The organism is Methylophilales bacterium (genome assembly GCA_019823025.1).
In the GTDB taxonomy this organism is placed as follows: Bacteria; Pseudomonadota; Gammaproteobacteria; order Burkholderiales; family Methylophilaceae; genus BACL14.
Genome location: CP081940.1, coordinates 270,149 through 293,111, shown reverse-complemented (window position 1 = coordinate 293,111; position 22,963 = coordinate 270,149). Strand labels below are relative to the sequence as shown.

Annotated in this window: 20 protein-coding genes; 10 read left to right on the top strand and 10 right to left on the bottom strand. The window is 34.9% G+C overall.

What is annotated here, in order from left to right:
* Positions 1–91 precede the first annotated feature (91 nt).
* Both K6112_01535 and K6112_01530 read left to right on the top strand, forming a co-directional pair.
* A complete protein-coding gene (locus K6112_01535; GenBank protein ID QZP18060.1) occupies positions 92–550 on the top strand; it encodes a pseudoazurin in 459 nt (152 codons plus the stop codon).
* Between the two features lie 174 nt (positions 551–724).
* Positions 725–1,999 carry a DASH family cryptochrome gene (locus K6112_01530; protein ID QZP18059.1) on the top strand — a complete coding sequence of 425 codons (1,275 nt, stop codon included), beginning with the start codon at positions 725–727 and terminating at the stop codon, positions 1,997–1,999.
* Here the strand turns inward: K6112_01530 and K6112_01525 are convergent.
* The 7 genes from K6112_01525 to K6112_01495 form a co-directional block, all read right to left on the bottom strand.
* Positions 1,996–2,889, bottom strand: a complete 894-nt coding sequence (locus tag K6112_01525; protein QZP18058.1) for a Brp/Blh family beta-carotene 15,15'-dioxygenase — start codon at positions 2,887–2,889, stop codon at positions 1,996–1,998. The two genes, K6112_01530 and K6112_01525, sit on opposite strands and share 4 nt — an antisense overlap.
* Positions 2,886–4,013, bottom strand: a complete 1,128-nt coding sequence (locus K6112_01520; protein QZP18057.1) for a hypothetical protein — start codon at positions 4,011–4,013, stop codon at positions 2,886–2,888. Before K6112_01520 ends, K6112_01525 begins: the two co-directional genes overlap by 4 nt.
* Complete coding sequence (locus K6112_01515) at positions 4,013–4,900, bottom strand: phytoene/squalene synthase family protein (GenBank protein ID QZP18056.1); 888 nt, start codon at positions 4,898–4,900, stop codon at positions 4,013–4,015. Before K6112_01515 ends, K6112_01520 begins: the two co-directional genes overlap by 1 nt.
* A complete protein-coding gene (crtI, locus tag K6112_01510) occupies positions 4,897–6,363 on the bottom strand; it encodes a phytoene desaturase (protein ID QZP18055.1) in 1,467 nt (488 codons plus the stop codon). The genes K6112_01515 and crtI overlap by 4 nt, the downstream gene beginning before the upstream one ends.
* Positions 6,360–7,328, bottom strand: a complete 969-nt coding sequence (locus K6112_01505) for a polyprenyl synthetase family protein (protein ID QZP18054.1) — start codon at positions 7,326–7,328, stop codon at positions 6,360–6,362. The genes crtI and K6112_01505 overlap by 4 nt, the downstream gene beginning before the upstream one ends.
* Positions 7,329–7,353: 25 nt before the next feature.
* The gene (locus K6112_01500) at positions 7,354–8,091 is read right to left on the bottom strand and encodes a bacteriorhodopsin (GenBank protein QZP18053.1); all 738 of its coding nucleotides are present in this window, start codon (positions 8,089–8,091) and stop codon (positions 7,354–7,356) included.
* Between the two features lie 74 nt (positions 8,092–8,165).
* Positions 8,166–8,861 carry a bacteriorhodopsin gene (locus K6112_01495; GenBank protein QZP18052.1) on the bottom strand — a complete coding sequence of 232 codons (696 nt, stop codon included), beginning with the start codon at positions 8,859–8,861 and terminating at the stop codon, positions 8,166–8,168.
* Positions 8,862–9,145: 284 nt separating this feature from the next.
* Between K6112_01495 and K6112_01490 the strand changes: the two genes are divergently transcribed.
* The 5 genes from K6112_01490 to K6112_01470 are packed head-to-tail and all read left to right on the top strand — an operon-like array spanning position 9,146 to position 16,836.
* The gene (locus K6112_01490; protein QZP18449.1) at positions 9,146–10,684 is read left to right on the top strand and encodes a cryptochrome/photolyase family protein; all 1,539 of its coding nucleotides are present in this window, start codon (positions 9,146–9,148) and stop codon (positions 10,682–10,684) included.
* A 53-nt stretch (positions 10,685–10,737) separates the two neighbouring features.
* A complete protein-coding gene (locus K6112_01485; protein ID QZP18051.1) occupies positions 10,738–12,204 on the top strand; it encodes an efflux transporter outer membrane subunit in 1,467 nt (488 codons plus the stop codon).
* 9 nt (positions 12,205–12,213) lie between these two features.
* Positions 12,214–13,266, top strand: coding sequence for an efflux RND transporter periplasmic adaptor subunit (locus K6112_01480; GenBank protein ID QZP18050.1), 1,053 nt, complete (start codon positions 12,214–12,216; stop codon positions 13,264–13,266).
* 13 nt (positions 13,267–13,279) lie between these two features.
* Positions 13,280–16,369: an efflux RND transporter permease subunit gene (locus tag K6112_01475; GenBank protein QZP18049.1), complete on the top strand. Its 3,090-nt coding sequence runs from the start codon at positions 13,280–13,282 to the stop codon at positions 16,367–16,369.
* The gene (locus K6112_01470; protein ID QZP18048.1) at positions 16,369–16,836 is read left to right on the top strand and encodes a hypothetical protein; all 468 of its coding nucleotides are present in this window, start codon (positions 16,369–16,371) and stop codon (positions 16,834–16,836) included. Before K6112_01475 ends, K6112_01470 begins: the two co-directional genes overlap by 1 nt.
* Positions 16,837–16,846: 10 nt before the next feature.
* Here the strand turns inward: K6112_01470 and K6112_01465 are convergent, their stop codons facing one another.
* Entirely contained in the window at positions 16,847–17,407 is a 561-nt protein-coding gene (locus K6112_01465) for a hypothetical protein (protein QZP18047.1), read from the bottom strand.
* On the opposite strand from K6112_01465, the gene K6112_01460 reads away from it, so the two are divergent.
* Both K6112_01460 and K6112_01455 read left to right on the top strand, forming a co-directional pair.
* A complete protein-coding gene (locus tag K6112_01460) occupies positions 17,370–17,888 on the top strand; it encodes a thermonuclease family protein (GenBank protein QZP18046.1) in 519 nt (172 codons plus the stop codon). The genes K6112_01465 and K6112_01460 overlap by 38 nt on opposite strands.
* Positions 17,889–18,004: 116 nt before the next feature.
* Positions 18,005–18,472, top strand: coding sequence for a glutathione peroxidase (locus tag K6112_01455; GenBank protein ID QZP18448.1), 468 nt, complete (start codon positions 18,005–18,007; stop codon positions 18,470–18,472).
* Here the strand turns inward: K6112_01455 and K6112_01450 are convergent.
* Both K6112_01450 and ppsA read right to left on the bottom strand, forming a co-directional pair.
* Positions 18,469–19,275 carry a kinase/pyrophosphorylase gene (locus tag K6112_01450; protein QZP18045.1) on the bottom strand — a complete coding sequence of 269 codons (807 nt, stop codon included), beginning with the start codon at positions 19,273–19,275 and terminating at the stop codon, positions 18,469–18,471. The genes K6112_01455 and K6112_01450 overlap by 4 nt on opposite strands.
* Positions 19,276–21,639, bottom strand: coding sequence for a phosphoenolpyruvate synthase (ppsA, locus tag K6112_01445; GenBank protein QZP18044.1), 2,364 nt, complete (start codon positions 21,637–21,639; stop codon positions 19,276–19,278).
* Between the two features lie 284 nt (positions 21,640–21,923).
* Here ppsA and tal point away from each other — a divergent pair, with 284 nt between their 5' ends.
* A complete protein-coding gene (gene tal, locus K6112_01440) occupies positions 21,924–22,874 on the top strand; it encodes a transaldolase (GenBank protein ID QZP18043.1) in 951 nt (316 codons plus the stop codon).
* The last annotated feature ends 89 nt before the right edge of the window (positions 22,875–22,963 follow it).

Genomic DNA, 22,963 nt, shown 5'->3' with positions numbered 1-22,963 from the left:
TTTATAAATAAAAGAACCTTTTTAATTATTGGTAGTCATCACAAATAGAAAGAGGTTTGAATATTTATATACACAAATTGGAGAATACAAAATGTTTTTTAAAAATTTACTTGCCTTAATTTTAACTTTTTCTATAGGAACGGTTATGGCAAAAGATCATCAAGTAAAAATGCTTAACGGTAAGGCACCAGATATGTTTGTTTTTGAGCCCGCTGTGATAAAAATCCAAAAAGGAGATACCGTCACATGGACAGGGGATGCAATGCATAACTCTGCTTCTATCAACAATATGCTCCCCAAGGGTGCGTCGCCGTGGGAGGGTAAATTAACGAAAGAGGCAGGCGAGGTTTCAATATCAGTAAAGTTTGAAACTGAAGGAGTCTATGGCTACAAATGCACACCTCACGAAATGTTCGGTATGGTTGGGTTGGTTGTAGTTGGAGATCCAAGCTCAAACCTGGGCGAGGCTACTTCCGAAGGTAAAAAAATTGAGGGTAAATTTGCAGCAGGTAAGGGTAGATTTTCAGAATACTTTTCTCAAATAAAATAGCCTAATTTGTAATTAATAGATTTATACAGGCTCATATGAGGCCGACATTCCAAGTGGCATGGATCATGCAATATATTCATGTAATGTTGGCCTCCTCCCAATATATCTTTGAGCTTACAAACTATCTTATAATTATTAATTTCAAAAAAAATAAATCTTAGAGTTTAAGTTCATATGAAGTCAATATATTGGTTTAGAAATGATCTGAGAGTAATAGACAATCTCCCATTAAATGAAGCAATTGAATCTTCTGATGAGATTTTGTTTGTGTATGTGCAAGATGTGAAGAGCTTCAAGGACACTGAGTGGAAGTTCTCCCGCATGGGGCCTCATAGAAAGTTATATTTATCCCAAGGCCTCAATGCTTTGCAAGAGAAGCTAAGTAATTACGGACATTCCTTGAATTATTATTTAGATGACGCAGTGGATGGATTGCTTAAGCTTGTAGAAAAATTCCATATTGATCGTGTTTATTGTGAGTCTATTGATTCTCATGAAGAGCTTGAACAAGAAATAAGGTTGAGTGGGCATAAAGTTGATTTATATTCTTATTATCAATCAGGTTTGTTTTTAAATGATCAAATCCCCTTTAACTTAAATGAGCTCCCCGATGTATTTACAAAGTTCAGGAAAGAAATTGAATCACGAGAGGTTAAGCCTATTAAGCCCTTACCAATCAACCAAAGAATAAATGCAATTAAATCAATTGTTGATGAGGAGTCAAATGAAATTGAAATGGAGCAAATGAGCTACCCAAAGAGTTCTTTTCCAATTTCTGAGGATAGATTTTTTGGCGGGGAGGACAAAGGCTTTGCATTCCTAAAGGCCTATTTTAGCTCAAATAAACCCTCTACTTATAAAAAAACAAGAAATGAATTAATGGGAATAGACTTTTCAACAAAATTTTCACCGTGGTTAGCTAGTGGTTATATTTCAGCTAGACAAGTTTATGATTTTTTATTGAGTTACGAATTTAATGTAATAAAAAATGAGAGTACCTATTGGATATTCTTTGAATTACTCTGGAGAGATTACTTTAGGCTTATCTTCAAGAAGTATGGGAAAAAAATATTTCATAGGTATGGGCTTGGTTTATCAGATGAAAAAGTTAGTCATTCTGATGAAAATTTTGAGTTATGGAAGGAAGGAAGAACTGATAGTAATTTCATAAATGCAGGAATGAAAGAGTTAAAGGAGACAGGTTTTCTTTCCAACAGAATGCGCCAGATTGTTGCAAGCTATTTAGTTAACGAATTATCATGCGACTGGAGAGCAGGGGCCGCTTGGTTTGAATCTCAGCTTATTGATTATGATGTTTCTAGTAATCATTGTAATTGGGCCTATATTGCAGGTCATGGGACAGATCCTCGAGGAGGTAGGCATTTTAATATCCAAAAACAGAAATCAACCTATGATCCATATGGCTCATATGAGAAGCTATGGTGTTAGATTACTTTAGTTTTTAAAAAAATGATTATTTTCGGTAAAAGCATGTGCGCTATTGTAAGGCATGCGAGGATTGGGAAGACAACTAAAAACCCTTCAAGACTTAGGTCCAAATTCATATAAATAATTATCAGGGTAATGGGGGTAGTGAATAGTAATAGCCAAAGCATATCGGTGAAGAAATTAAAATTGTAGTTAATTAGCGCTCTGATTCCATGCAATATACAAAAATAAAATGCAAACCAGACTAATGGATGTAGGTAGTAACCTAATATTATCATTATGGTCAGCTCCCCAGTTAGTAGGAAATAAATTTTATCTTTTGTTTTAAAAAGATTAAATATTATATAGCTAGTTAAAAGTATCAGATTCAATGAGATAAGGTATTTTAAAAAACCAAGTGAAGAAGAGATAACGTCACTGTCTGTTAGCAAATAAAATATTTCAGAAACACTTGCGTGATGAAATAACACTGGCATAAATGTCATAGAAAGACCCCAGCTATATTTTAAATATTTTTGTTTGTTATCAATGTAAGCAAGGTCTGAATGTCCAAAATGGATAGTTGATATCGCAAGTAAAATAAATAGCCCTAGGGTAGGGGAGATAAGCCATAACATTAGCCCTAATAGAGAAATTGATATGTAGATTAAGTAAAGTATGGAGGCATTTTTCTTACTTCCACTCTCCCAAATTATCTTGCCATCAAATGCACCATGACTGATTCCTAATGTGCTTATCAATAGAAATGAAATTAATAGAATAGGGTTTGCTTTTGAAAGAAGGGTAAAGTCTAAATTTAAATGAGTCGTTGGTAAAAGAAAAAAATATAAAGACAACATAATAAGACCGCTCATGATGACGAATATTTGATGTTTTAGAATCTTATTCATTTCTTCTTCAAAAGACCCTTGAGCATTAATCTTTTTGGCATGCTCATGATGATATTTATAATATCTAACCATGAAGGTTTATCTGATAAAAATTTAATGAGTGATTTATGGTTTGATTGATTAAAAAGATTGAAAAATAAATCGGGGCTTTTATTTGGATAATCTTTAATAACCCTAAGGAAAATTTTATCAAAAAAATCAAGCAACGGATTTGGAGCATACCTAAAAGATAATAAATTATTTTTCTTTAGAGTTTTACCTTTATGGTTTGATATCCAATTTGCAATTTTTCTCATCGAGTATCCAGACGAAGCTCTCACCATGCCAGCACTGGTACCAATCTTCATTATTCTTTTGTTTGCTTTAGCTTCGACTATTGACATAGGGATAATGCCTCTTTCACTCTTTAGTATTTTATAGTTCCCATATTTTTTCAAATTTCTTGTATGTTTTTGTTGGAGTTTTCTTAAATCAGGATTTGTAGAAAATAAAGTTGTTTCAATAAGTGCTCTTTTTTTTGTGAAGGGCAATTGATAAATAAATTCTGTTTCAGTTTTATTTTTTGAAAAAGACATTATAGTTGCTTCATCTTTATTAAAATAATTGGATTTAACTTCAATCTCGTTACCAATAAATGCTTGTTGCATGTAATCCGACTTAATTTCATTTTTCTCTATCTTGGGTCTACTATCAATTAGGTATTTAGAGCAGAAATTTCCCTCAGAACTAATAACTTGAATTTTTTCATCTATCTGATTTATTCTTGTCACCTTTGACGCATAAGAAATTTTTACCTTTGCATTTAATTGTCTTGAAAGTTTCTTTAGAGTTGAGTGTCCATCATGACAAACATAGTGATAGGGGTGAATATTTTTTTTAATTTTTTCTTTATTGTTCTCAATTAATATCTTATCCCACCGATGTTTTGCCCTAAGTTTGAATTCTTTTTCAATATTAATTAGACCAGGTCCTTCCCATACACAAAATGATTGATTACGGACAATTGAATCTTTTTGCTCTAAAACAAGAATTGATAATTTTGATTTTTTGCTTATCATCTTTGACAAGAACATAAGGCTAGATAGTCCAGCTCCGATGACGATGATGTCATATTCAGTTTTCATTAAAGATCTGTATCCGGGAGATTTTGTAGTGAGGCATGTAATTTTTTTTCATGCATAGATTTTTCAATAATTTTTGAGCGCTTAAGAAAAGTTTTAATTGTAAGGTTAAGCTTTTCAAATTTACTGAGATATACTCTTTGTTCATTGAAAGAGTATCTTTTTTTTAATATCTTGTGACCAATGCCCTGATAAATATTTGATGCCACCATAAAAGACCTTTTAATTTTTTTGGGTAGCTGATTGATTCCGCATATACCACTTTGGTAATATTCATCAGCTAATTTAATTAGTTTGTCTCTTGAGCTGTTAATTATTATTAGGTCAGTATTTGATGGTGATCTAAAATTATTTATTCCTAGTGAGATAGTTTCATTCTTAGGCAAATATATTCTACCAATTTGAGCATCCTCTTTTATATCACGACATATGTTAGTTAATTGCATCGCAATACCAAAATCAATGGCAAAATATCGTAGCTTCGAATCATGTATATCTAGAACATCACAAATCATTAGGCCAACAACACCTGCAACGCGATAACAATACTTTAAAAGTTGCCCAAGATCATTTGGTTGCCTAAAGTCTAGATCGCTTAATTGCCCTTTTAGGAATTCAATTATGATATCTTGTCTTGGGTGAAGCTTGCTATCGAGACTCTTAAATTCTTCGAATGTTTCTTTATATTGACTATTATTTGTAAGTGAGATTACTTTAGCAATTTCTTCTTTAGCCTCAGAGTTTCTGTTTGATGTGTCAACAAGATCATCCAGTCTGCGACAGAATGCATAAACGGCAAACAATTTATTTGCTGTATTTTTATCCAAAAACCATGAAGCCCAAAAAAAGGACTTACCATGCTCCTGCATGACTTTTGAATGATTGTTCATGGGTATAATATTTTTTCAACTGCCTTTGCTGAATTAATCACGCCGGGTACACCAGCACCTGGATGGGTGCCTGCACCCACATAAAATAAATTTTTATACTTCCCGTCTTGGTTATGAGTTCGAAACCATGCTGATTGTCTTAAAATAGGGGCTATTGAAAAGCCACTTCCAAAGGGTGTTCTATAGTTGGATTTGAAGTCCTTTGGCGTCATTGAAAAAATGTCTCTCGCATTTTCTTTTATTCCCGGCATGATAGTCTTTCCCAAAGCATCAAGGATATTATTTGCAAACTTTTCTTTTATTTTATCCCAGTTCTGATTCCCTTTTAAGTTCGGGACAGGAACGAGCGCGTAATAGCTGTCATGTCCCTTAGGTGCGAATGATGTATCAGTGCAGGTGGGTCGATGGAGATAAATAGAGAAATCGTCAGCTAGCTTATGGCGATCAAAAATATCTTCTAAGAGCCCCTTATACCTTGGTCCCATCCAGATTGTGTGATGGGCAACATTTTTATATTGTTTTTTTGATCCAAAAAATAAAACAAAAAGACCCATAGAGTGCTTAGCAAACTTATTAACGAATGCGTTATGAAGCGATATTTTTTTTCTACCGATGAGTTCGGTTGATACTTGAATGGGGTCAGCATTACTGACAATAATATCAAACTTATGACTATGACCACTTGTGAAATGAAGCTCTGAAATTTCATTACTCCTGGTTGATAAATGCTCAACATCATGTTGGTATTTTATTTTAATACCCTGTCTTAACATTAGCTTTTCAAGCTCCTTAACAAGTTTACCTGTGCCTCCCATACAGAAATATATCCCCCATTTTTGCTCCAGGGAATGAATGAGGGCATAGATAGATGATGTTTGGAATGGATTACCGCCAACTAACAATGGTTGAATTGAAAATGCTTGCCTTAAATTAGGGTGTTCTAGGTATCTCGATACAAAGGTATATACTGTTTCGTAGCCCCTCATTTTAATAATGGCAGGAGCATATTTAATCATTGTCATAAGTTTGTGAAAAGGGTGCCCAGCTAGTTTTTGGTATCCTAACTCAAATATTGCATTTGCTTCCTTAAGCATTTTTAAATAACCGCCAACATCATTAGGTGAAATTTTTTCAATTTGAGAGAGCATTTTTTCACGGTTAGGGCCATAGTCAAATTGTGTTTGGTCATGGAAGTTAAATCTATACCAGGGATCTAGGGGTCGAAACTCTAGATAGTCATCGAGTTTTTCTCCGAACAATTCAAATAATTCATAAAATAAATAAGGTGCCGTGATAACAGTGGGGCCTGCATCATGAATATAACCATTTTTTTTGAATATTTGAGCGCGTCCACCCAATGCATCAAGTCTCTCATATAGAGTTACTTCAAGACCTCTTGAACGGAGTCTGAGGGCGGCAGCGATTCCTCCAAAACCACCTCCAATAACTGCAGCTTGTTTCAATTTTTAACCTTATCTAAGTTTTTCATTCTCAATCTAATTTCACTATAAATTGATATCAATACAGGCTCAATCACTTTGGGTACCCTATGGAAATGACTTTTCGCATCATTTAGTAGATTTTTGATCATATTTTTTTGGTTTTTAAAAGCAATTTCATCTAAGCAATCTTTAAGAGTGCTTGGGTCTTTGATAATTTCAATTTTTTCGGATTCATCTATGTTTTGTAAGATATTTATTATCATCCCATTGGGATGGTTATTGTATATATCTGTAAATTTATCTTGATCGACGCCAATTAAATTTTCCAAATCATTTAGCCACTGGTAGGAGAGACCGAGGATATCAGAAGACTCTTGAAGTCCTTCACATTCAGCCTTTGAACATTCATTACAGTTAAACATACCCATCATAGGAAGGGCGATAAAGGGGGCAGTTTTATTCGTCGCCATCTTTGTATATTGATCCCATGTCATTTCATAGGAGCTAATACTTATATCTTTTGATTGCCCAAAAATTATTTCTTTTACCGAATAAGAAAGAAGCTTTAATAAGATAGTTTGGTGCCAACCCTGATCTATTTCTGTAATCTTTCTGAAGGACTCTGCAATTAGATAGTCACCCGTGCAGATAGCAGCTGGAATACCAAATTCCTTCCATAAACTCGTTTGACCACGTCTGAGATTGTCTTGATCACATATGTCGTCATGTAGCAAGGAGGCGCTATGAATTAACTCACATACAACTGCCCAATTAATATAAGTTTGAGATGAAATTCCTAATAAACCGCCTGTCGCAAGCGCTAGTCTGGCTCTCAACCATTTTCCTTGGGATTCTCCGTGGTGTGATAGCCATGCAGATAAAAACTGATCATTAACTTCGAAACTTTTTGCAAAATCAATTTTTACCTTGTCTAAAAATTGATCTGCCTCAGGCGGCACAAAAAAATCATCCCAATATTTTTTCATAATTGATTATTTTTTTAATTAACTTTTAGGCTCCAATATCCGATTTTCTTTGAGCGATTAAATAAATCATAATGCCAAATAAAGCGAGTGAAAATATATCTGCTACTGTATAGCCAATCTGAAGATTTATGTAGGAGGTGCTAGGATCAAATATTGGAAGTAAATAAACAATAGGGTAAATTGCCCAAGATAGGATAAGTAGCCATCTTGCATTACTGACCAGGCTACGAACATTTTTCGGTTGTTTTGATATAGGGCGTTTTAATTTTATGATCAGGTAATAGAGAATGTACAAAAAAGGCAGCATTGCCAGTGACCAATATACCCATCTTTCTTGTATTTGATTGGTATCGACTAAACCTTCTCCAGAGTAACCCAAGAGCACCATAATAATTGCTGCAACAGTTAATTTTGTCCCCACAGAAAATGTTTCTTCTCTTGTAAGCCTGATAATTAAGACGAGCTCAAGCAATAGTAATGGGACGGTTAAAAGCCAACCAACATAACGATATCTAACATTTAATTGCCCACCAGTTTCTTTCACTAGGCCATCTTGAAATACATAGGCATCATTGAAGCTTTCGAATATTCTAAAATAGTGATAGAGAGCGATCAAGCAAACTAAGCCAGCAAGGGTCAGTGAGGTCTTATAAGCAGGTGCAACTTGTGATCTTTGGCAAAAAAAGAATACGGTACTTGCACCAAATGTGGCAATTGCAAAAGATAAAGAGTTATAAAGTAAATTGTAGTCAGCTACTTGCATATCACCTAAAAAAAATATTAAAAAAAACGCGCCAAAAATGACGCGTTCTTAATATTACACTACAGGTTCAAAAATTACTTGGCTTTTGCACCTGATGTAGCTGCTGCCCATATTACTACACCGAAGGCAATCTTGTTAACAAAGTCAGCTAAGTTATATACGATGTTTAAAGTACCGGCATCAGCGCTGCCTGTGTACCCTAGATAGTAACCAATTGGATATATAGCCCAACCCACAGTTACAATTAATCGTAACGCATTAAATGCTTTCTTACTTGCCGCAGTACCTTTGCTTGCACTAATTTGGCTAGCTTCACCTTTAAATACTTCCCAGATGATGTATAACCATGCAACCATACCGATCCAGAAACCAGACCATAAGCTACCACCGTCTCCCATTGCACTTACTTCACCAATATAGCCTGCAACTAACATAACTACAGAAGCAATAAGTAAACGCCAGAAAACGGATATAGAAACAACCGCTATCGCAGCAAGAATTAAATAGAACTCTACAATTTGAAGTGGGACTGTAAGTAACCAGTCTACGTATCTAAATACTGTAGGTGAACTTCCAGTATCAATCCAAACACCACGCATGTAAAAATAGTGAATAGCAGCAATACCTGTAACCATTGCAGCAACTGTAAGTGAAGTTTTCCATTTACCTACAGCTCGATCTCTCTCAACCCAGAAAAAAAATGTTGCAGCAACCATAGCAGCAGAAAGCAGCCAAAAGGTAACTCCAACGTAATCTGATGGATTTAACATATTTAAAACCCTCCTATAAAAACGTTAAACAAAAAACATCTTTACATCATCATCTTAAAGATTGTTTACGTTTTGATTAAAAAAAATGCCTTAAAAAGAGAGCTAATAAATAAAAAAAGTAATTTTTATTAGCACACCTGATAAAACAATATTAAATTTACCACAATTTTTAAAAAAATTTTAAAAATTTAGACATTAATTGACACATTAACTAATATAGAGTTCCCTCCAAAAAAAATTAAGTTTTATCAACCAGTATTTTGAAACCAATAATCTAATCTATAATCAGAATAATTATGAATAAATTAAGATTAATTCTAGGTGATCAGTTAAATATAAACCATTCATGGTTTAAGGAAAATAATTCTAAAACTACTTACGTGTTGATGGAGGTCAAAGAAGAAACGAGCTATGTGCTTCATCATGCACAAAAGATAATTGCGACATTCGCAGCGATGCGATTTTTTGCTGAGCAACTTCAACAAAAAGGTTTTGAAGTTATTTATTTTAAAATTAATGATAAAGAAAATGAACAGAGCTTCTACCAAAATATTAATAAAATTATCAAAGAAAGAAATATAACCGAATTACAATATTTGGAACCCGATGAATATAGACTTTCAACTGAATTAAAGAAACTTGAGTCTATCGAAAATATAAAAGTTGAATCAGTTGATACAGAACACTTCTTAGTCCCGAAGTTTTATGCAAAGGATTTCTTTTCTGAAAAGAAACATTGGCGGATGGAAGAGTTCTACAGAAACATGAGACAGAAATTTTCTATTTTAATGGATGGGGATAAACCTATTGGAGGTAAATGGAATTTCGATTCAGATAATCGAAAACGATGGGACGGCAGCCCAAACACAACTGAGGACTTCAGGCCATCTCACAATCATGAAAAGATATTTTTAGAAATAAATAATGAAAACATCAAGCACTTTGGCGAAAGCCAAGAATCAAATTTTCGTTGGCCAATAAGTAGGGACGAGTCTATTAAACTTCTTGATAACTTTGTAGCAAAAGATCTGTTTAACTTCGGTGATTTTCAAGACGCACTTCATGATGAAAATTGGAGATTGTTCCATTCGTTTCTATCCTTTTCGCTTAATTCTAAAATGCTTAGTCCACTTGAAGTTATTAAAAAAGCTGAAGAAGCATATTATGAAAAGGATTTACCTCTCTCGTCCGTTGAAGGATTTATTAGACAGATCTTAGGATGGCGTGAATATATTAGGGGAGTTTACTGGGCAAATATGCCTGGATATGATCAGCACAATTTTTTTAAACACAACGCTAAGCTTCCAGATTGGTTTTGGACAGGAAAAACCGATATGCGTTGTTTATCATTAAGTATTTCCCAATCATTAACAAATGCCTATGCCCACCATATTCAGCGATTAATGATTATCGGTAATTTTAGTTTGCTGGCAGGTGTAGATCCTAAAGAAGTTCACAAATGGTATCTTGGTATTTATATTGATGCTTATGAATGGGTAGAGATGCCAAATACTCTAGGAATGAGTCAGTTTGCAGACGGGGGCTTATTAGCTACCAAGCCTTATGTTTCATCAGCCGCCTATATCAATAAGATGGGCAACTACTGCTCAAGTTGTAAATATAAATTTAAGGAAAAACTCGGAGAAGATGCCTGTCCATTCAATTCACTTTATTGGAATTTCTTTGATAGACATCAGGATAAACTTTTAAATAACCCAAGGCTTGGCATAGTTAATAGCCAGCTTAAAAAAATGGATCAGCACCAAAAAATAGAAATTAATAAAAAAGCTAATTTATATTTAGACAACATTAATTTACTCTAAAAAATTTTAAATTTAAAACGAAATAAAAATTATTTAGGTATAATTTTTAAGTAATGTTTTCTATCAAAATAAATACAAAATCCTATCTAAAAGTACTCAGCCTGTCAGTATTTATTTTGTTTTTAGTATCTTGTAAGGCGGTTGGACCTGACTATGAAGGTGCACCTGAGTTAGAGGTACCTGAAAATTGGGAAAATCAATTAAATGGCGAATTCAATGAGACAAGTGCTAGCCAAACACAGTGGTGGACTCTCTTCAATGATCCAGTACTTAATGATTTAATTAGCAGAGCAGCTGTTGATAATTTGGATGCAAAAATTGCACTAGCTAGAGTAGAAGTCGCTAGAGCAAATTTTGGGATTGCTGATGCCGCTCGATCACCGGAACTTGATGGGGTAGGGGATGTATCAGAAAAAAGTCAAAGTAAGTCTGTTTCGGGAGATAGGGATACAGGGCTTTACTCATCGATAGGTCTAGATATCAGTTGGGAGATTGATATTTTTGGTTATGTGAGAAGGTCAATTGAAGCTGCAGATGCTCAATTAGAGCGCTCGGTTGAGGCATATCGAGATGTCATGGTGATTTTATATGCGGAAATTGCTAAGAACTATGTAGCCTTAAGAACCGCACAAGAGCGTCTTCAATATGCCCTTGAGAATGTTAAATCGCAAAAAGATACCTTGAGAATAGTAAATGCTCGATATAAAGCTGAGCTTGTTTCAGAAGTTGATCTTCTTCAATCAGAACAAAACTTAGCTGCAGCGGAATCTAACATCCCTCTTTTTTTTGCAAGAATCAATGAATTATCAAATGGCCTTGCAATTTTATTGGGTAAAAATCCAGGCACTTTAAACTCAGAGTTAAAACAGAGTTATGGTATACCTCACGTGCCTGAAAAAACAGTTGTTCAAGTCCCTAGGGAAATTCTAAGACAACGACCAGATATTAGGGAAGCGGAGAGACTGTTGGCTCAAGAAACAGCTGAGGTCGGTATTGCAACTGCTGAAGAATATCCTAGGTTCAATCTAAACGGTACCTTTGGTTATGATTCAAAAGAATTTGATAATCAATTTAGCTCTGATTCAAGATATTGGTCATTTGGTCCAAATTTTAGATGGAATATTTTTGATGGAGGTGCAACCCAGGCTGCAATTGAGGTCCAGGATGCGCAAGTTGAAGAAGCTCGTGTAAACTATGAAAAGAAAGTCTTGACGGCATTTGAAGAAGTAGAAAATGCAATTAAGTCTTATAAGGAGGAGAAACAAAGAAATGCCTCATTGAACGCGTCGGTCAGTGCTGCAAAGAAAGTAAACAAGATTACACTTGCTAGGTATACCTCTGGCTTGATCGATTTTCAAGAAGTTCAAGATGCTGAAAGGGTAATCTTTTTTCAAGAAGATGAGCTGGCGATAAGTGATGGTAATTTAGTACAATTTATCATTCAATTATACAAAGCAATGGGTGGCGGTTGGGAAGACACAGAAATCTTAACGGATGAAATTGTTAATGAAAAGATCTAGGAATAGCGAATGAAAAACATAATTTTTTTGATATTTTTAAGCTTTTTTCTTTTATCTTGTGATGAAGATAAGCCAGCCAAGGATGCTCCAATTCCGAAGATTGCTTGGATGGAGGTAAGTGTAACTGGTGTAGAGCAATCAAGAAAGTTATCTGGGCAACTTAACCCTAGAGAAGGAGCCTCTTTAAGTTTTAATAACGGTGGCTATGTTACGGATGTAAAGGTTGACTTAGGCAGTAAAGTAAAAAAGGGTCAAGTTCTAGCAAGGTTAAGTCAAAGGGATCCCAAGAGTATCTACCTTTCCTCTCAAGCTGATTTTGTTAATAAAGAATCATATTACAACCGCATGAAAGTTGCACGTGAAAGCAAGGCAGTTTCACAACAGGATGTGGCAGACGCTAAAACAGAATTAGAGATTGCTGCCTCTAATTTAGCAATAAGCAAGAAGGGTCTTGAAGATACTGTCCTTAGAGCTCCTTATGATGGCACAATTACATTTAGAGATGTCGACCCAGCGCAACAAGTTTTTACTGGAGAGACACTCTTTAAAATTGATGGCGGACAAGGCCTTGAGGTTTCTGTATATGTTCCAGAGACATTAATAAAGAAATTAGTTCAAGATAGGATATATACAGTCACTTTTCCCGCAGCCAGAAATCTTATAATGGAAGCAGCTTTAAAAGAAATTGGAACCCAAGCCACTAGAGCAAATTCATTCCCCGTTGTTTTATATCTCACTCAACAGTCACCGGAATTAAGAGCAGGAATGACAGCAGAGGTTTCATTTGTTTATTTTCAAGACGTTGAAGAAAGTATTTTGATACCAAATTCTGCTTTGGGTGTTGGTAACGAACAATCAAGCTTTGTTTATGTTTACGATAAAAATACAAGCAGACTTAAAAAAGTTAATGTAAAGCCGCTTAACATTACAAACAATGATGTTTATGTGCAAGGCAACATAAAGTCTGGTGATATTATCGCAGTCGCAGGTATTCCATATCTTAGAAACAATCAAGAGGTTGTTCTTCAAGAACAAGATATAGAAATATTTAACTTTAACTAATGCTAATATTTTAATGAATATCTCAGAATTAGCTTTTAAATATCAGAAAATATTTTTATTCATAGTTTTAAGTTTAATGGTCTATGGAGGTATCAGTTATTTTACTTTACCTTCTCAAGAAGACCCTAATATTGTCAATCGTGAAGCTATTGTTACAACCAAATTTCCAGGCATGTCTCCACAAAGAATAGAGCTTCTAATCACCAAAAAATTAGAAGAAAATATTCGTAAGATTCCAGAGATTAAGAAGCTGACGTCGATTTCAGAAACAGGATCCTCAATCATTCATGTCAAGATTGAAGATAAATATTTTAACTTAGCAGATATTTGGCAAAATTTACGAAATAAGGTTAAGGATACAGAAAAAGACTTACCTGAAGGAGCCTCTACCCCAAATGTTAATGATGAGTTTGGAGATGTTGCTGTCATCACAATGGCACTAACTTCAGATGGTTTCGGTATGAATGATATGCATGATATGGCAAAACATATTAGAGATATTATTTATGGCGTAAAAGGGATAAAAAAAATTGATCTATTTGGGGTACAAGAGGAAAGAATTTATTTAAAAATAGAATCAACAAAGCTTGCAGAATTAGGAATGAATCCCAGCCAGATTTCTGCTGCACTGAAAACACAAAACATTATACTTCCTGGAGGTCAGGTCGATACGGGTGCAAGATCATTTGTTTTAGAGCCTACTGGTGATTATAAAGATATCGAAGAGCTAGGCGATACATTAATTTCAGTGCCACATTCAAGCTTTAAAACAGATACTGAGGACGTCATTTCTCTGCGAGATATAGCAACTATTGAACGAGGATATGTAGATCCACCTAGCAAAACGGCATATTTTAATGGTAAACAGGCTATTGTTTTTGGCATCTCTATGCTTGATGGATATAACCTCTTAGAATTTTCACCAAGAGTTTTAAATGTAATTTCTGAAATTCAAGAAACAATGCCCTTTGGATATCATTTAGACATTGCTACCTATCAGGCTGATGTCGTTGAGGAAACCATCAATGGGGTATCAATTAATGTTTTGCAAACATTAGTCATTGTCCTTTTTTCAGTCATTATCTTTCTTGGATTTAGAACTGGTTTTATTGTTGGCTCAATCGTTCCAACTGTGATGTTGATAACACTCGCATTAATGAATTTTTATGATCTGCAGCTAGAAAGAATGAGCTTGGCAACCCTTATTATTGCTTTAGGCTTACTTGTTGATAATGGCATTGTAGTGGCCGAGGATTTTATGAAAAGACTAGAGCGGGGTATTTCCAGAATTGAGGCCCTCAAAGGGGTAGGAAAAGAGCTGACTATTCCGTTACTGACTTCATCCCTAACAACTATTTTATTTTTTATGCCACTCATGATGGCAGAATCTACAGCAGGAGAATACACAAGGTCGCTTTCATTAGTCATTGCAATGGCCTTGTTGACCTCATGGATAGCTGGACTTTGTCTGACACCTCTACTTTGTTACTACTTCCTAAAAATTGATAAGAAAAAAAGCAAAGAAAAAGAAACATCGGGTATTTTTTATAAACTATCCATAGGTTACGGTTTTTTATTAAAAGGTATTCTAAAGATCAGGTTTTTATTTTTAGCTGTGATGTTTGCTACTTTTATATTTTCAATTATGGCGAGTAAAGAAGTCCCAAAACGTTTTTTCCCCGATTCTGACAGACCTCAAATTCTTGTTTATACTCAACTACCTGCTGGTACCTCCCAAAGAGAAATGACGTTTCAAATGGAAAAGGTCTTTGGGCTTTTAAATGACAGAGAATTATTTCCAAATATTGAATCATATTCAGGCTATGTTGGCTTTGGTGGTCCTCGATTTGTTTTGTCTCTTGCTCCTGAAGATGCTGCGGATAACATGGGCTTTATTATTATTAACATTGAAGATATTGAAGCTCAGGATAGCTCCATTGAAAATTTAAAAAATAATTTAAATGATCAATTCCCAGGTATGTTTTTTAGGGTGAATAAGATGTTTTTAGGATCAAGTGATTCAAGTGAAATTAAACTTCAGGTGGTTGGCCCAGACTCTAATATTATATATGCTAAGGCGCAGCAGTTAGTTGATAGGTTGCACGAGGTCCCTGGAACCGTAGATATAAGGACAGATTGGCAAAACAGAACCTTAAAAATTCTAATCAAAGTAGATCAGGTGAGGGCGAGAAGGGCAGGTGTTTCTTCAAATGATATTGCACAATCCCTCAATGCATATTTTGAGGGTTCAGAGGTTACCCAATTTCGTGAAGAAGATAATATCATTCCAATTCTCTTCAGAGCTGAGGATGATGAAAGATTCAATATGGATAGGATGAGGACATTAAATGTTTACTCATCAAGCAATAATACCAATGTGCCATTGTTCCAAATAGCAGATTTTGAAGGCGAAAATCAGTTTTCACGTATTGCTAGGCAGGATTTATTCAGAACAGTCTCTGTTGAAGCAAAAAATATGAATGTAACGGCTCAGGACTTTAGAGAGGTATTAGATCCAATTGTTGAAGAGTTAAATGCGGACTTACCACCTAACCATATGATCAGATACGATGGCGTTATCACTGAGTCTAAAGAAGCACAAGATTCACTTTCCGCAAGTGTCCCTTTGGTAATTGGCCTTATTATCATTCTTCTTGTTGCACAGTTCAATTCATTTAGGCGACCATTAATTATTTTAATTACCATCCCTTTGTCCTTCATCGGTGCTGTATTAGGCTTATTAATTTCTGGATCAAACTTTGGGTTCATGGGCACGCTCGGCCTTTATAGCTTAGCAGGCATTATTATTAATAATGCGATTATCTTGATTGATCGAATTGATTTAGAAAGAGAGATGGGTAAGAAAATTTATGATGCAATCGTTAGTGCCTGCAAGCAAAGATTAAGGCCTATCATAATTACTACATTAACCACAACCTTGGGCTTGCTGACTTTAATAATACCTCATGACCCACTCTTCTATGGTCTTGCTAATATTATTGCATATGGCTTGGCTGTGGGTACATTCCTGACATTAGCGGTTGTCCCTGTTTTATACTCCCTGATGTTTAGTGACAAGAAAATACTTAAAAAGCAAAGTTAATGGTTGGTAAAGAAATAAAATTTGCAGAAAATGGTCAAAGAATTGTGAATAATTCTCAAAGGTTATTTTTAGTTTATATTATTTGTATTCTTGTAGATATGACGATTCTAAATATATATGCAGAATTCAGTAACTCTGTTTACATAGAGTCTTTTTCTGTAACTATTTTTATCGCTATTTTTTTACAGTTATTTATTGTTTTAACAAGACATGTTGAGCATAAGTTATCAAATTTTTTTAGTGATAAGAGAAGCTATCTGACAAAAATAAAGTATTTCTTGAGCCTCTGGGCGTTATTATTTTTCTCTAAATTTCTAATGCTTCAAGGGGCTAATTTAATTTTTGGCGATAAGATTAACTTTTACGGCATGTTTGATGGGCTATTAGCTTTTATTGTAGTCATCTTTTCTTTTCTTTTAGGTGAGTATCTGCTTACCAAAATTTACCGAGCACTTGAGTCCAAATAAATGAAAAAAATTAGTAATTAAGATTAATATTTGATTTATTAATAGTGCCTAATAAGTCGCAGTAAGACCCATTCGTCGGATAATTTTTATCTATTTTAAGACTATCAATTTCTGATGTTAACTTTTTGAGAAGTTCTGTATAAATTTCGTTTATATAATAATCCATCGTAACTTTGTCAAATTTAACAACCTTCCATAGAGATAATTTCATTTTTTTTATAAAATTATCTGGATTTGTCTCATTATTAGATTTTGATTGATAGACTTTTACGTGTAAATCACCATACAAAATAGTACTTTGTGCTTGGTAAGATAAAATTGGTTTGAGAATAATAATGGCATCTGTAATATTGTTTGTGGAACATTTTTTTATATTTGAGTATTCGGGTAAGCTTTCAATTGCCTTGTCCATCATTTGTGATGGTTGGTAATTATAATAAGAATAGGCCGAGGTAAGTGTTTGATTGATAGGTTGGTTGACGAAGTACTGAAGGCTCGCAGCATATAACAAGTTTGATAAAAAGAGAGTTGATATGAAAAGTGTAACTTTTTTTACGAATGCATTTGTCATTATTATTATCCTAAGTATTTCCTCTTTAAGAGCTGATTTTACCGCAAAAGTTCTGCGAGTTGTTGATGGGGATACAGTTCATGTTGTAAATAAAGCTGGTAAAAAGTTTAAGGTTAGATTGACCGGCATTGATGCTCCTGAGAAAAATCAACCATATGGCTTGGCTTCTACCTATAAGCTTACTGAGATGTTAATCAATAAGTGGGTGTTGTTAAAATCAAAACCTGATAATGGAAATCTTTATTCTATTGATAGATATAACAGGGTTTTAGCTAAGGTAATATTAGATGGACGGGATATAAACCTAGCACAAGTATCAAATGGGTATGCCTGGCATTTCAAAAGATATCAAAAACAACAAAGCTCATTAGATAGAAAAACATACAATGAAGCAGAGTTTAATGCCAAGAAAAATGAGTTAGGACTTTGGGGCGAAAAAAAACCAATTGCTCCATGGAAATGGCGTAAAATAAAAAAATAATTTTATTAACACTTTAGGAAATGAGGTTCGTTTTGCAAAAAAAATTACATAATAATATAGCAATAGCAGCTCTTTTTTTATTTATCTTTTTTACTGGCCCAGTGTATTCTGCTTGTATGGATTTTTACAATCAAGATTTAAAGACTTTACAAGGTAAGAAATTTAACTTGTGCGAGTATCAGGACAAACCTATTTTATTTGTGAATACAGCTAGTAAATGTGGTTTTACTTCCCAGTTCGAAGGCTTAGAGAAGTTATATAAAGAACATAGCAATGAAATGCTAGTGGTTGGCTTTCCTTCGAATGACTTCAATCAAGAATTTAAAACTGATAAAGAGATTCAAGATTTTTGTAAATTAACATACGCGGTTGATTTTCCAATGATGAGTAAATCAAGTGTCGTTGGACCCAATGTGAATCCTGTATATAAAAATTTAAAACAAATGACTGGCGAAGCGCCTATGTGGAATTTTTATAAATATATTGTAATGCCAAATGCTGAATCAGCTTTTGTTTTCCCTAGTACTGTAGGCCCTGAATCTGCTGATATTATGGGGATACTTGAACCTTATTTTGAAAATTAGTGTTTCATAAATTGTATGATGATTGCGGAGAGCTCCTCAACTGATTTTGATGTTGAGTCGGCTGTAGGGATTCCTACCTTTTTCATTAAGTCTTCGGCTTGACCTATTTCATGTCTGCAATTAGATAATGATGCGTAAGAACTGTCTGGCCTCCTTTCACTTCTGAGTGAATGTAGCCTTTCAGATTTGATAGTAAGTCCAAAAATTTTATCAAGATATCCTTCCAAGATAGGGGGTAATTTTCCTCTTTCAAAATCCTCAGGTATTAAAGGATAGTTTGCAGCCTTGATACCAAACTGCATTGCAAGATAAATGCTGGTAGGTGTTTTACCGCTTCGAGAGACACCTACAAGTATAACTTGTGCCTGATTTAATCCAGTATGTGTCATGCCATCATCATGGCCCAATGCAAAATTTATTGCCTCCATCCTTGAGCCGTATTGATTTGTTTTAATGCTATGAGAAACACCGGGCCTTGTTAATGCTGGTTCATTAAGTTCCACCCCCAACGGATGAATAAATGAATCAAACAGATCAATATAATATGCATCTACAGCTTTTAATTCGTTCCTTAGGATTTCATTTCCGATAGACATGATGACGATAGGCCTTGATCCAGTCATCATTTTAATATTAGCAACTCTTTTTTGAGCATCCTCAACTTTTTCAATTGAGTCTGTAAAAGGAATCCTAATTTGATCAAACTCAGTTTCTGGGAAGTGCGCCAACAACCCTCCTAAAGATCCAGCCGTAATACCAGTTCCATCTGATATAAAAAAAGCTGTCCTTTTATTTTTTGCCATTTATTTTTTGCTTAAACTTTTCCATGTGCTTATTACTGTATCAGGATTTAATGACATTGAATCCATTTTTTGTTCCAATAGCCACTTAGCAAAATCAGGGTGATCAGATGGGCCTTGCCCACAAATACCTACGTAACTTTTACTTGCCTTTGCTCCCTCTATCGCCAATTCAATGAGTTTCATAACAGCGGGATCTCTCTCATCAAAACCATCGGCTAGTATGCCTGAGTCTCTATCAGTTCCTAAGGTCAGTTGAGTTAAATCATTAGAACCAATTGAAAATCCATCAAAATATTTTAGGAACTCTTTAGCCAAAATAGCATTTGAGGGGACTTCACACATCATAATTAACCTTAATCCATTCTCTCCTCGCTTAAGACCATTCTGTTCAAGAACATCAATGACTGCTTCGGCCTCTTTGAGAGTCCTGACAAAAGGGATCATTAGTTCGATATTAGTAAGACCCATCTCATTTCTTGCTTTTAACATAGCCTCGCATTCGAGTTTAAAACAATCTTTAAATTGATCAGATATGTATCTTGCTGCCCCTCTGAAACCAATCATTGGATTTTCTTCATCAGGCTCGTAAATATCTCCAGCAACTAATTTTTTATATTCATTTGACTTGAAATCTGACATCCTTACAATCACGGGCTTAGGATAAAAGGCAGATGCAATTGTAGCTACACCCTCAGTCACCTTGTTTACATAAAATTCTTTTGGTGATGAATAGCCCTTAAACTTATAGTTAATAGTCTTTTGAATATCCTCTGGCATAGCCTCATAATTTAATATCGCTTTGGGGTGAATTCCAATCATGTTGTTAATAACAAATTCCAGCCTTGCGAGACCAACTCCATCATTAGGGATTTGGGCAAATGTAAAAGCCATATCTGGGTTACCAACATTCATCATGAGTTTTATTGGTAATTTTGGTAAATCCCCATCCTCTTGAACCTTAATTTCATAATCTAATTTTCCTTGATAGACAATTCCTGTTTCACCTTCAGAACATGAAACTGTCACTGTATCCTGTTCTGTAAGAATCTCTGTTGCATTTACGCTGCCAACAATTGCGGGAATTCCAAGCTCTCTAGCAATAATAGCGGCATGGCACGTTCGACCGCCACGGTTTGTGACCAAAGCCGAGGCTCTTTTCATCACTGGCTCCCAATTCGGGTCAGTCATGTCGGCTACCAGAACATCACCTGGCTGAACGGTATGCATTTCTGATGGGTCTTTTACTATTCTAACGGGACCTATTCCAATTTTTTGTGTCACCGCTCTTCCTGCAACGAGCGCTTTGCTTGATTCTTTAAGTTTGTATGTCTCTGTCGTATTTTGATGTTGAGATTTTACAGTTTCAGGTCTCGCTTGGAGTATATATAACTTACCATCTAGTCCATTCTTGCCCCATTCGATATCCATTGGACAGCCATAATGAGATTCAATTATCATTGCGTAATTAGCTAATTCCGATACGTCATTATCATTGATGCTAAATTGATTTGCTAGATTTTCTACTACATCAACAGTGCTTGTGCTAAGTCCAGCTTTGGTGTCCTCACTAAATACCATTTTAATCTTCTTTGACCCAATAGACTTTCTTACGATGGCATTCTTACCTAATTTTAAAAGTGCCTTATGGACATAAAATTCATCTGGATTAACTGATCCTTGAACAACTGTCTCACCAAGGCCATATGAGGAAGTGATGAAAATAACATCTTTAAAACCAGATTCTGTGTCAATGGTAAACATCACCCCAGATGAGCCCATATCACTTCTGACCATCTGCTGGACACCAGCAGAGATTGCCACATCTGAATGAATAAAGTTTTTATGTACCCTGTATGAAATTGCACGATCATTATAGAGGGAGGCAAATACCTCTCTAATTGCTTGCTTAATATTTTCTAATCCATGGATATTTAAAAAGCTCTCTTGCTGTCCAGCAAAGGACGCATCTGGTAAATCTTCTGCAGTCGCTGAAGAACGCACCGCAAATGTTGTGCCTTTCGGTGATCTTTTAATTAGACTTTCATAATGATTTTTAATGCTATCCTCAAAATCACTTGAGAAGGGCGTATCCAGAATCCATTTTCTAATTTTTTTACCACTTTGCGCAAGCTTTAGGACGTCATTAATGTCTAGATCTTCAAGCTCCTGTTCAATCCTCTTTCCCAGCTGATCTTGAGTTAAGAATTCGTTGAAAGCATCTGCGGTGGTGGCAAATCCAGTTGGAACCCTTACACCCTTAGTCTTTAGTTGAGAAATCATTTCACCGAGAGAGGCATTTTTGCCACCTACAATGCCTACATCCTTATTTCTTAGCTCTTCGAATGAAATTACACTCTGTGTCATGGGATACCTTTGGGATAGTTATTATTTAATTACTTGTTATGCTTAATTTAATAGTAAATATATAAAGAACGTAATTCTGCCATATTATATGATTGCTTGTCGACTTAAACGTATTGTAAGGTTAAATATAAAAATAAATTGATAATGACTGTCTCAATGGCATTGAAGAAAAAATTGTTGTTATTTGTTAATTTTTGTTAAAATGTCCAACCCAAGTCATAAGGTTTAAAACTAAACTAAGACTTTATTAAAATATACTTAATTTAAAAAATACGGAGAAATTAATGGCTTCATTACTTGAACAACTTAAAACAATGACAACAATTGTTGCGGATACAGGAGAGGTGGACGCAATTAAGTCTTTAAAACCTGTCGATGCTACAACCAACCCGTCTTTACTATTGAAAGCAAGCAAACTACCGCAATGTGAGCCTATGATTGAGGAAGCTATCACCTATGCAAAAGGTAAAAGTTCTGATAAAGCACAACAAATTGAAGATGCTGCAGATAAGCTTGCCGTTCTTGTTGGTTTAGAAATTTCAAAACATATCCCTGGAAGAATCTCTACAGAAGTTGATGCAAGCCTATCTTTTAATGTTGACAAGATGGTAGCTAAAGGTAGAAAAATTATTTCATTATATGAGGAGGCTGGATTAACAAAGGATAGAGTTTTAGTTAAGTTAGCTTCTACGTGGGAGGGTATTAAAGCAGGTGAAATATTAGAAAAAGAAGGAATTAACTGTAACCTAACGTTATTATTTAGTTTTGCTCAAGCGAGAGCTTGTGCTGAGGCTGGTGTATTCTTAATATCTCCTTTTGTTGGAAGAATTTTAGATTGGTACAAAGCAAGTACAGGTGAGGAATATACTTCTGAAACTGACCCAGGTGTGGTTTCAGTACGAAAAATTTATAGTTGGTATAAAGAACACGGATTTAAAACAGTCGTAATGGGTGCATCATTTAGAAATATTGGTGAAATTACAGCTTTATCTGGCTGTGATCGATTAACGATAGGTCCTGCATTAATCGAAGAGTTAGCAGCAACAGAGGGGGATTTACCTCAATACCTTAAAGACAATGGTTCCACTAAAGAGAAGCCTTCTAAACTTGAAGAGGACCAATTTAGATTTGATCATAATGAAGATGCAATGGCAACTGAGAAGCTTTCTGAAGGCATTAGAAATTTTGTGATTGATCAAAATAAACTAGAGGATGCTTTAAGTCAAAAACTTTAAGCGATAAAGCTTCTTTGATTGACAATATTTCACTGAAGTTATATTATCCTCGGTCTACTCGACCTAAATGAGAAAAAAAGTTTTACGAG

Excerpts from the sequence above, each read along its gene's own strand:
- K6112_01535 (QZP18060.1), top strand. The coding sequence starts at position 92 with ATGTTTTTTAAAAATTTACTTGCCTTAATTTTAACTTTTTCTATAGGA.
- K6112_01530 (QZP18059.1), top strand. The coding sequence starts at position 725 with ATGAAGTCAATATATTGGTTTAGAAATGATCTGAGAGTAATAGACAAT.
- K6112_01525 (QZP18058.1), bottom strand. The coding sequence starts at position 2,889 with ATGAATAAGATTCTAAAACATCAAATATTCGTCATCATGAGCGGTCTT.
- K6112_01520 (QZP18057.1), bottom strand. The coding sequence starts at position 4,013 with ATGAAAACTGAATATGACATCATCGTCATCGGAGCTGGACTATCTAGC.
- K6112_01515 (QZP18056.1), bottom strand. The coding sequence starts at position 4,900 with ATGAACAATCATTCAAAAGTCATGCAGGAGCATGGTAAGTCCTTTTTT.
- K6112_01505 (QZP18054.1), bottom strand. The coding sequence starts at position 7,328 with ATGAAAAAATATTGGGATGATTTTTTTGTGCCGCCTGAGGCAGATCAA.
- K6112_01500 (QZP18053.1), bottom strand. The coding sequence starts at position 8,091 with ATGCAAGTAGCTGACTACAATTTACTTTATAACTCTTTATCTTTTGCA.
- K6112_01495 (QZP18052.1), bottom strand. The coding sequence starts at position 8,861 with ATGTTAAATCCATCAGATTACGTTGGAGTTACCTTTTGGCTGCTTTCT.
- K6112_01485 (QZP18051.1), top strand. The coding sequence starts at position 10,738 with ATGTTTTCTATCAAAATAAATACAAAATCCTATCTAAAAGTACTCAGC.
- K6112_01480 (QZP18050.1), top strand. The coding sequence starts at position 12,214 with ATGAAAAACATAATTTTTTTGATATTTTTAAGCTTTTTTCTTTTATCT.
- K6112_01475 (QZP18049.1), top strand. The coding sequence starts at position 13,280 with ATGAATATCTCAGAATTAGCTTTTAAATATCAGAAAATATTTTTATTC.
- K6112_01470 (QZP18048.1), top strand. The coding sequence starts at position 16,369 with ATGGTTGGTAAAGAAATAAAATTTGCAGAAAATGGTCAAAGAATTGTG.
- K6112_01460 (QZP18046.1), top strand. The coding sequence starts at position 17,370 with ATGAAAAGTGTAACTTTTTTTACGAATGCATTTGTCATTATTATTATC.
- K6112_01465 (QZP18047.1), bottom strand. The coding sequence starts at position 17,407 with ATGACAAATGCATTCGTAAAAAAAGTTACACTTTTCATATCAACTCTC.
- K6112_01455 (QZP18448.1), top strand. The coding sequence starts at position 18,005 with ATGGATTTTTACAATCAAGATTTAAAGACTTTACAAGGTAAGAAATTT.
- K6112_01450 (QZP18045.1), bottom strand. The coding sequence starts at position 19,275 with ATGGCAAAAAATAAAAGGACAGCTTTTTTTATATCAGATGGAACTGGT.
- ppsA (QZP18044.1), bottom strand. The coding sequence starts at position 21,639 with ATGACACAGAGTGTAATTTCATTCGAAGAGCTAAGAAATAAGGATGTA.
- tal (QZP18043.1), top strand. The coding sequence starts at position 21,924 with ATGGCTTCATTACTTGAACAACTTAAAACAATGACAACAATTGTTGCG.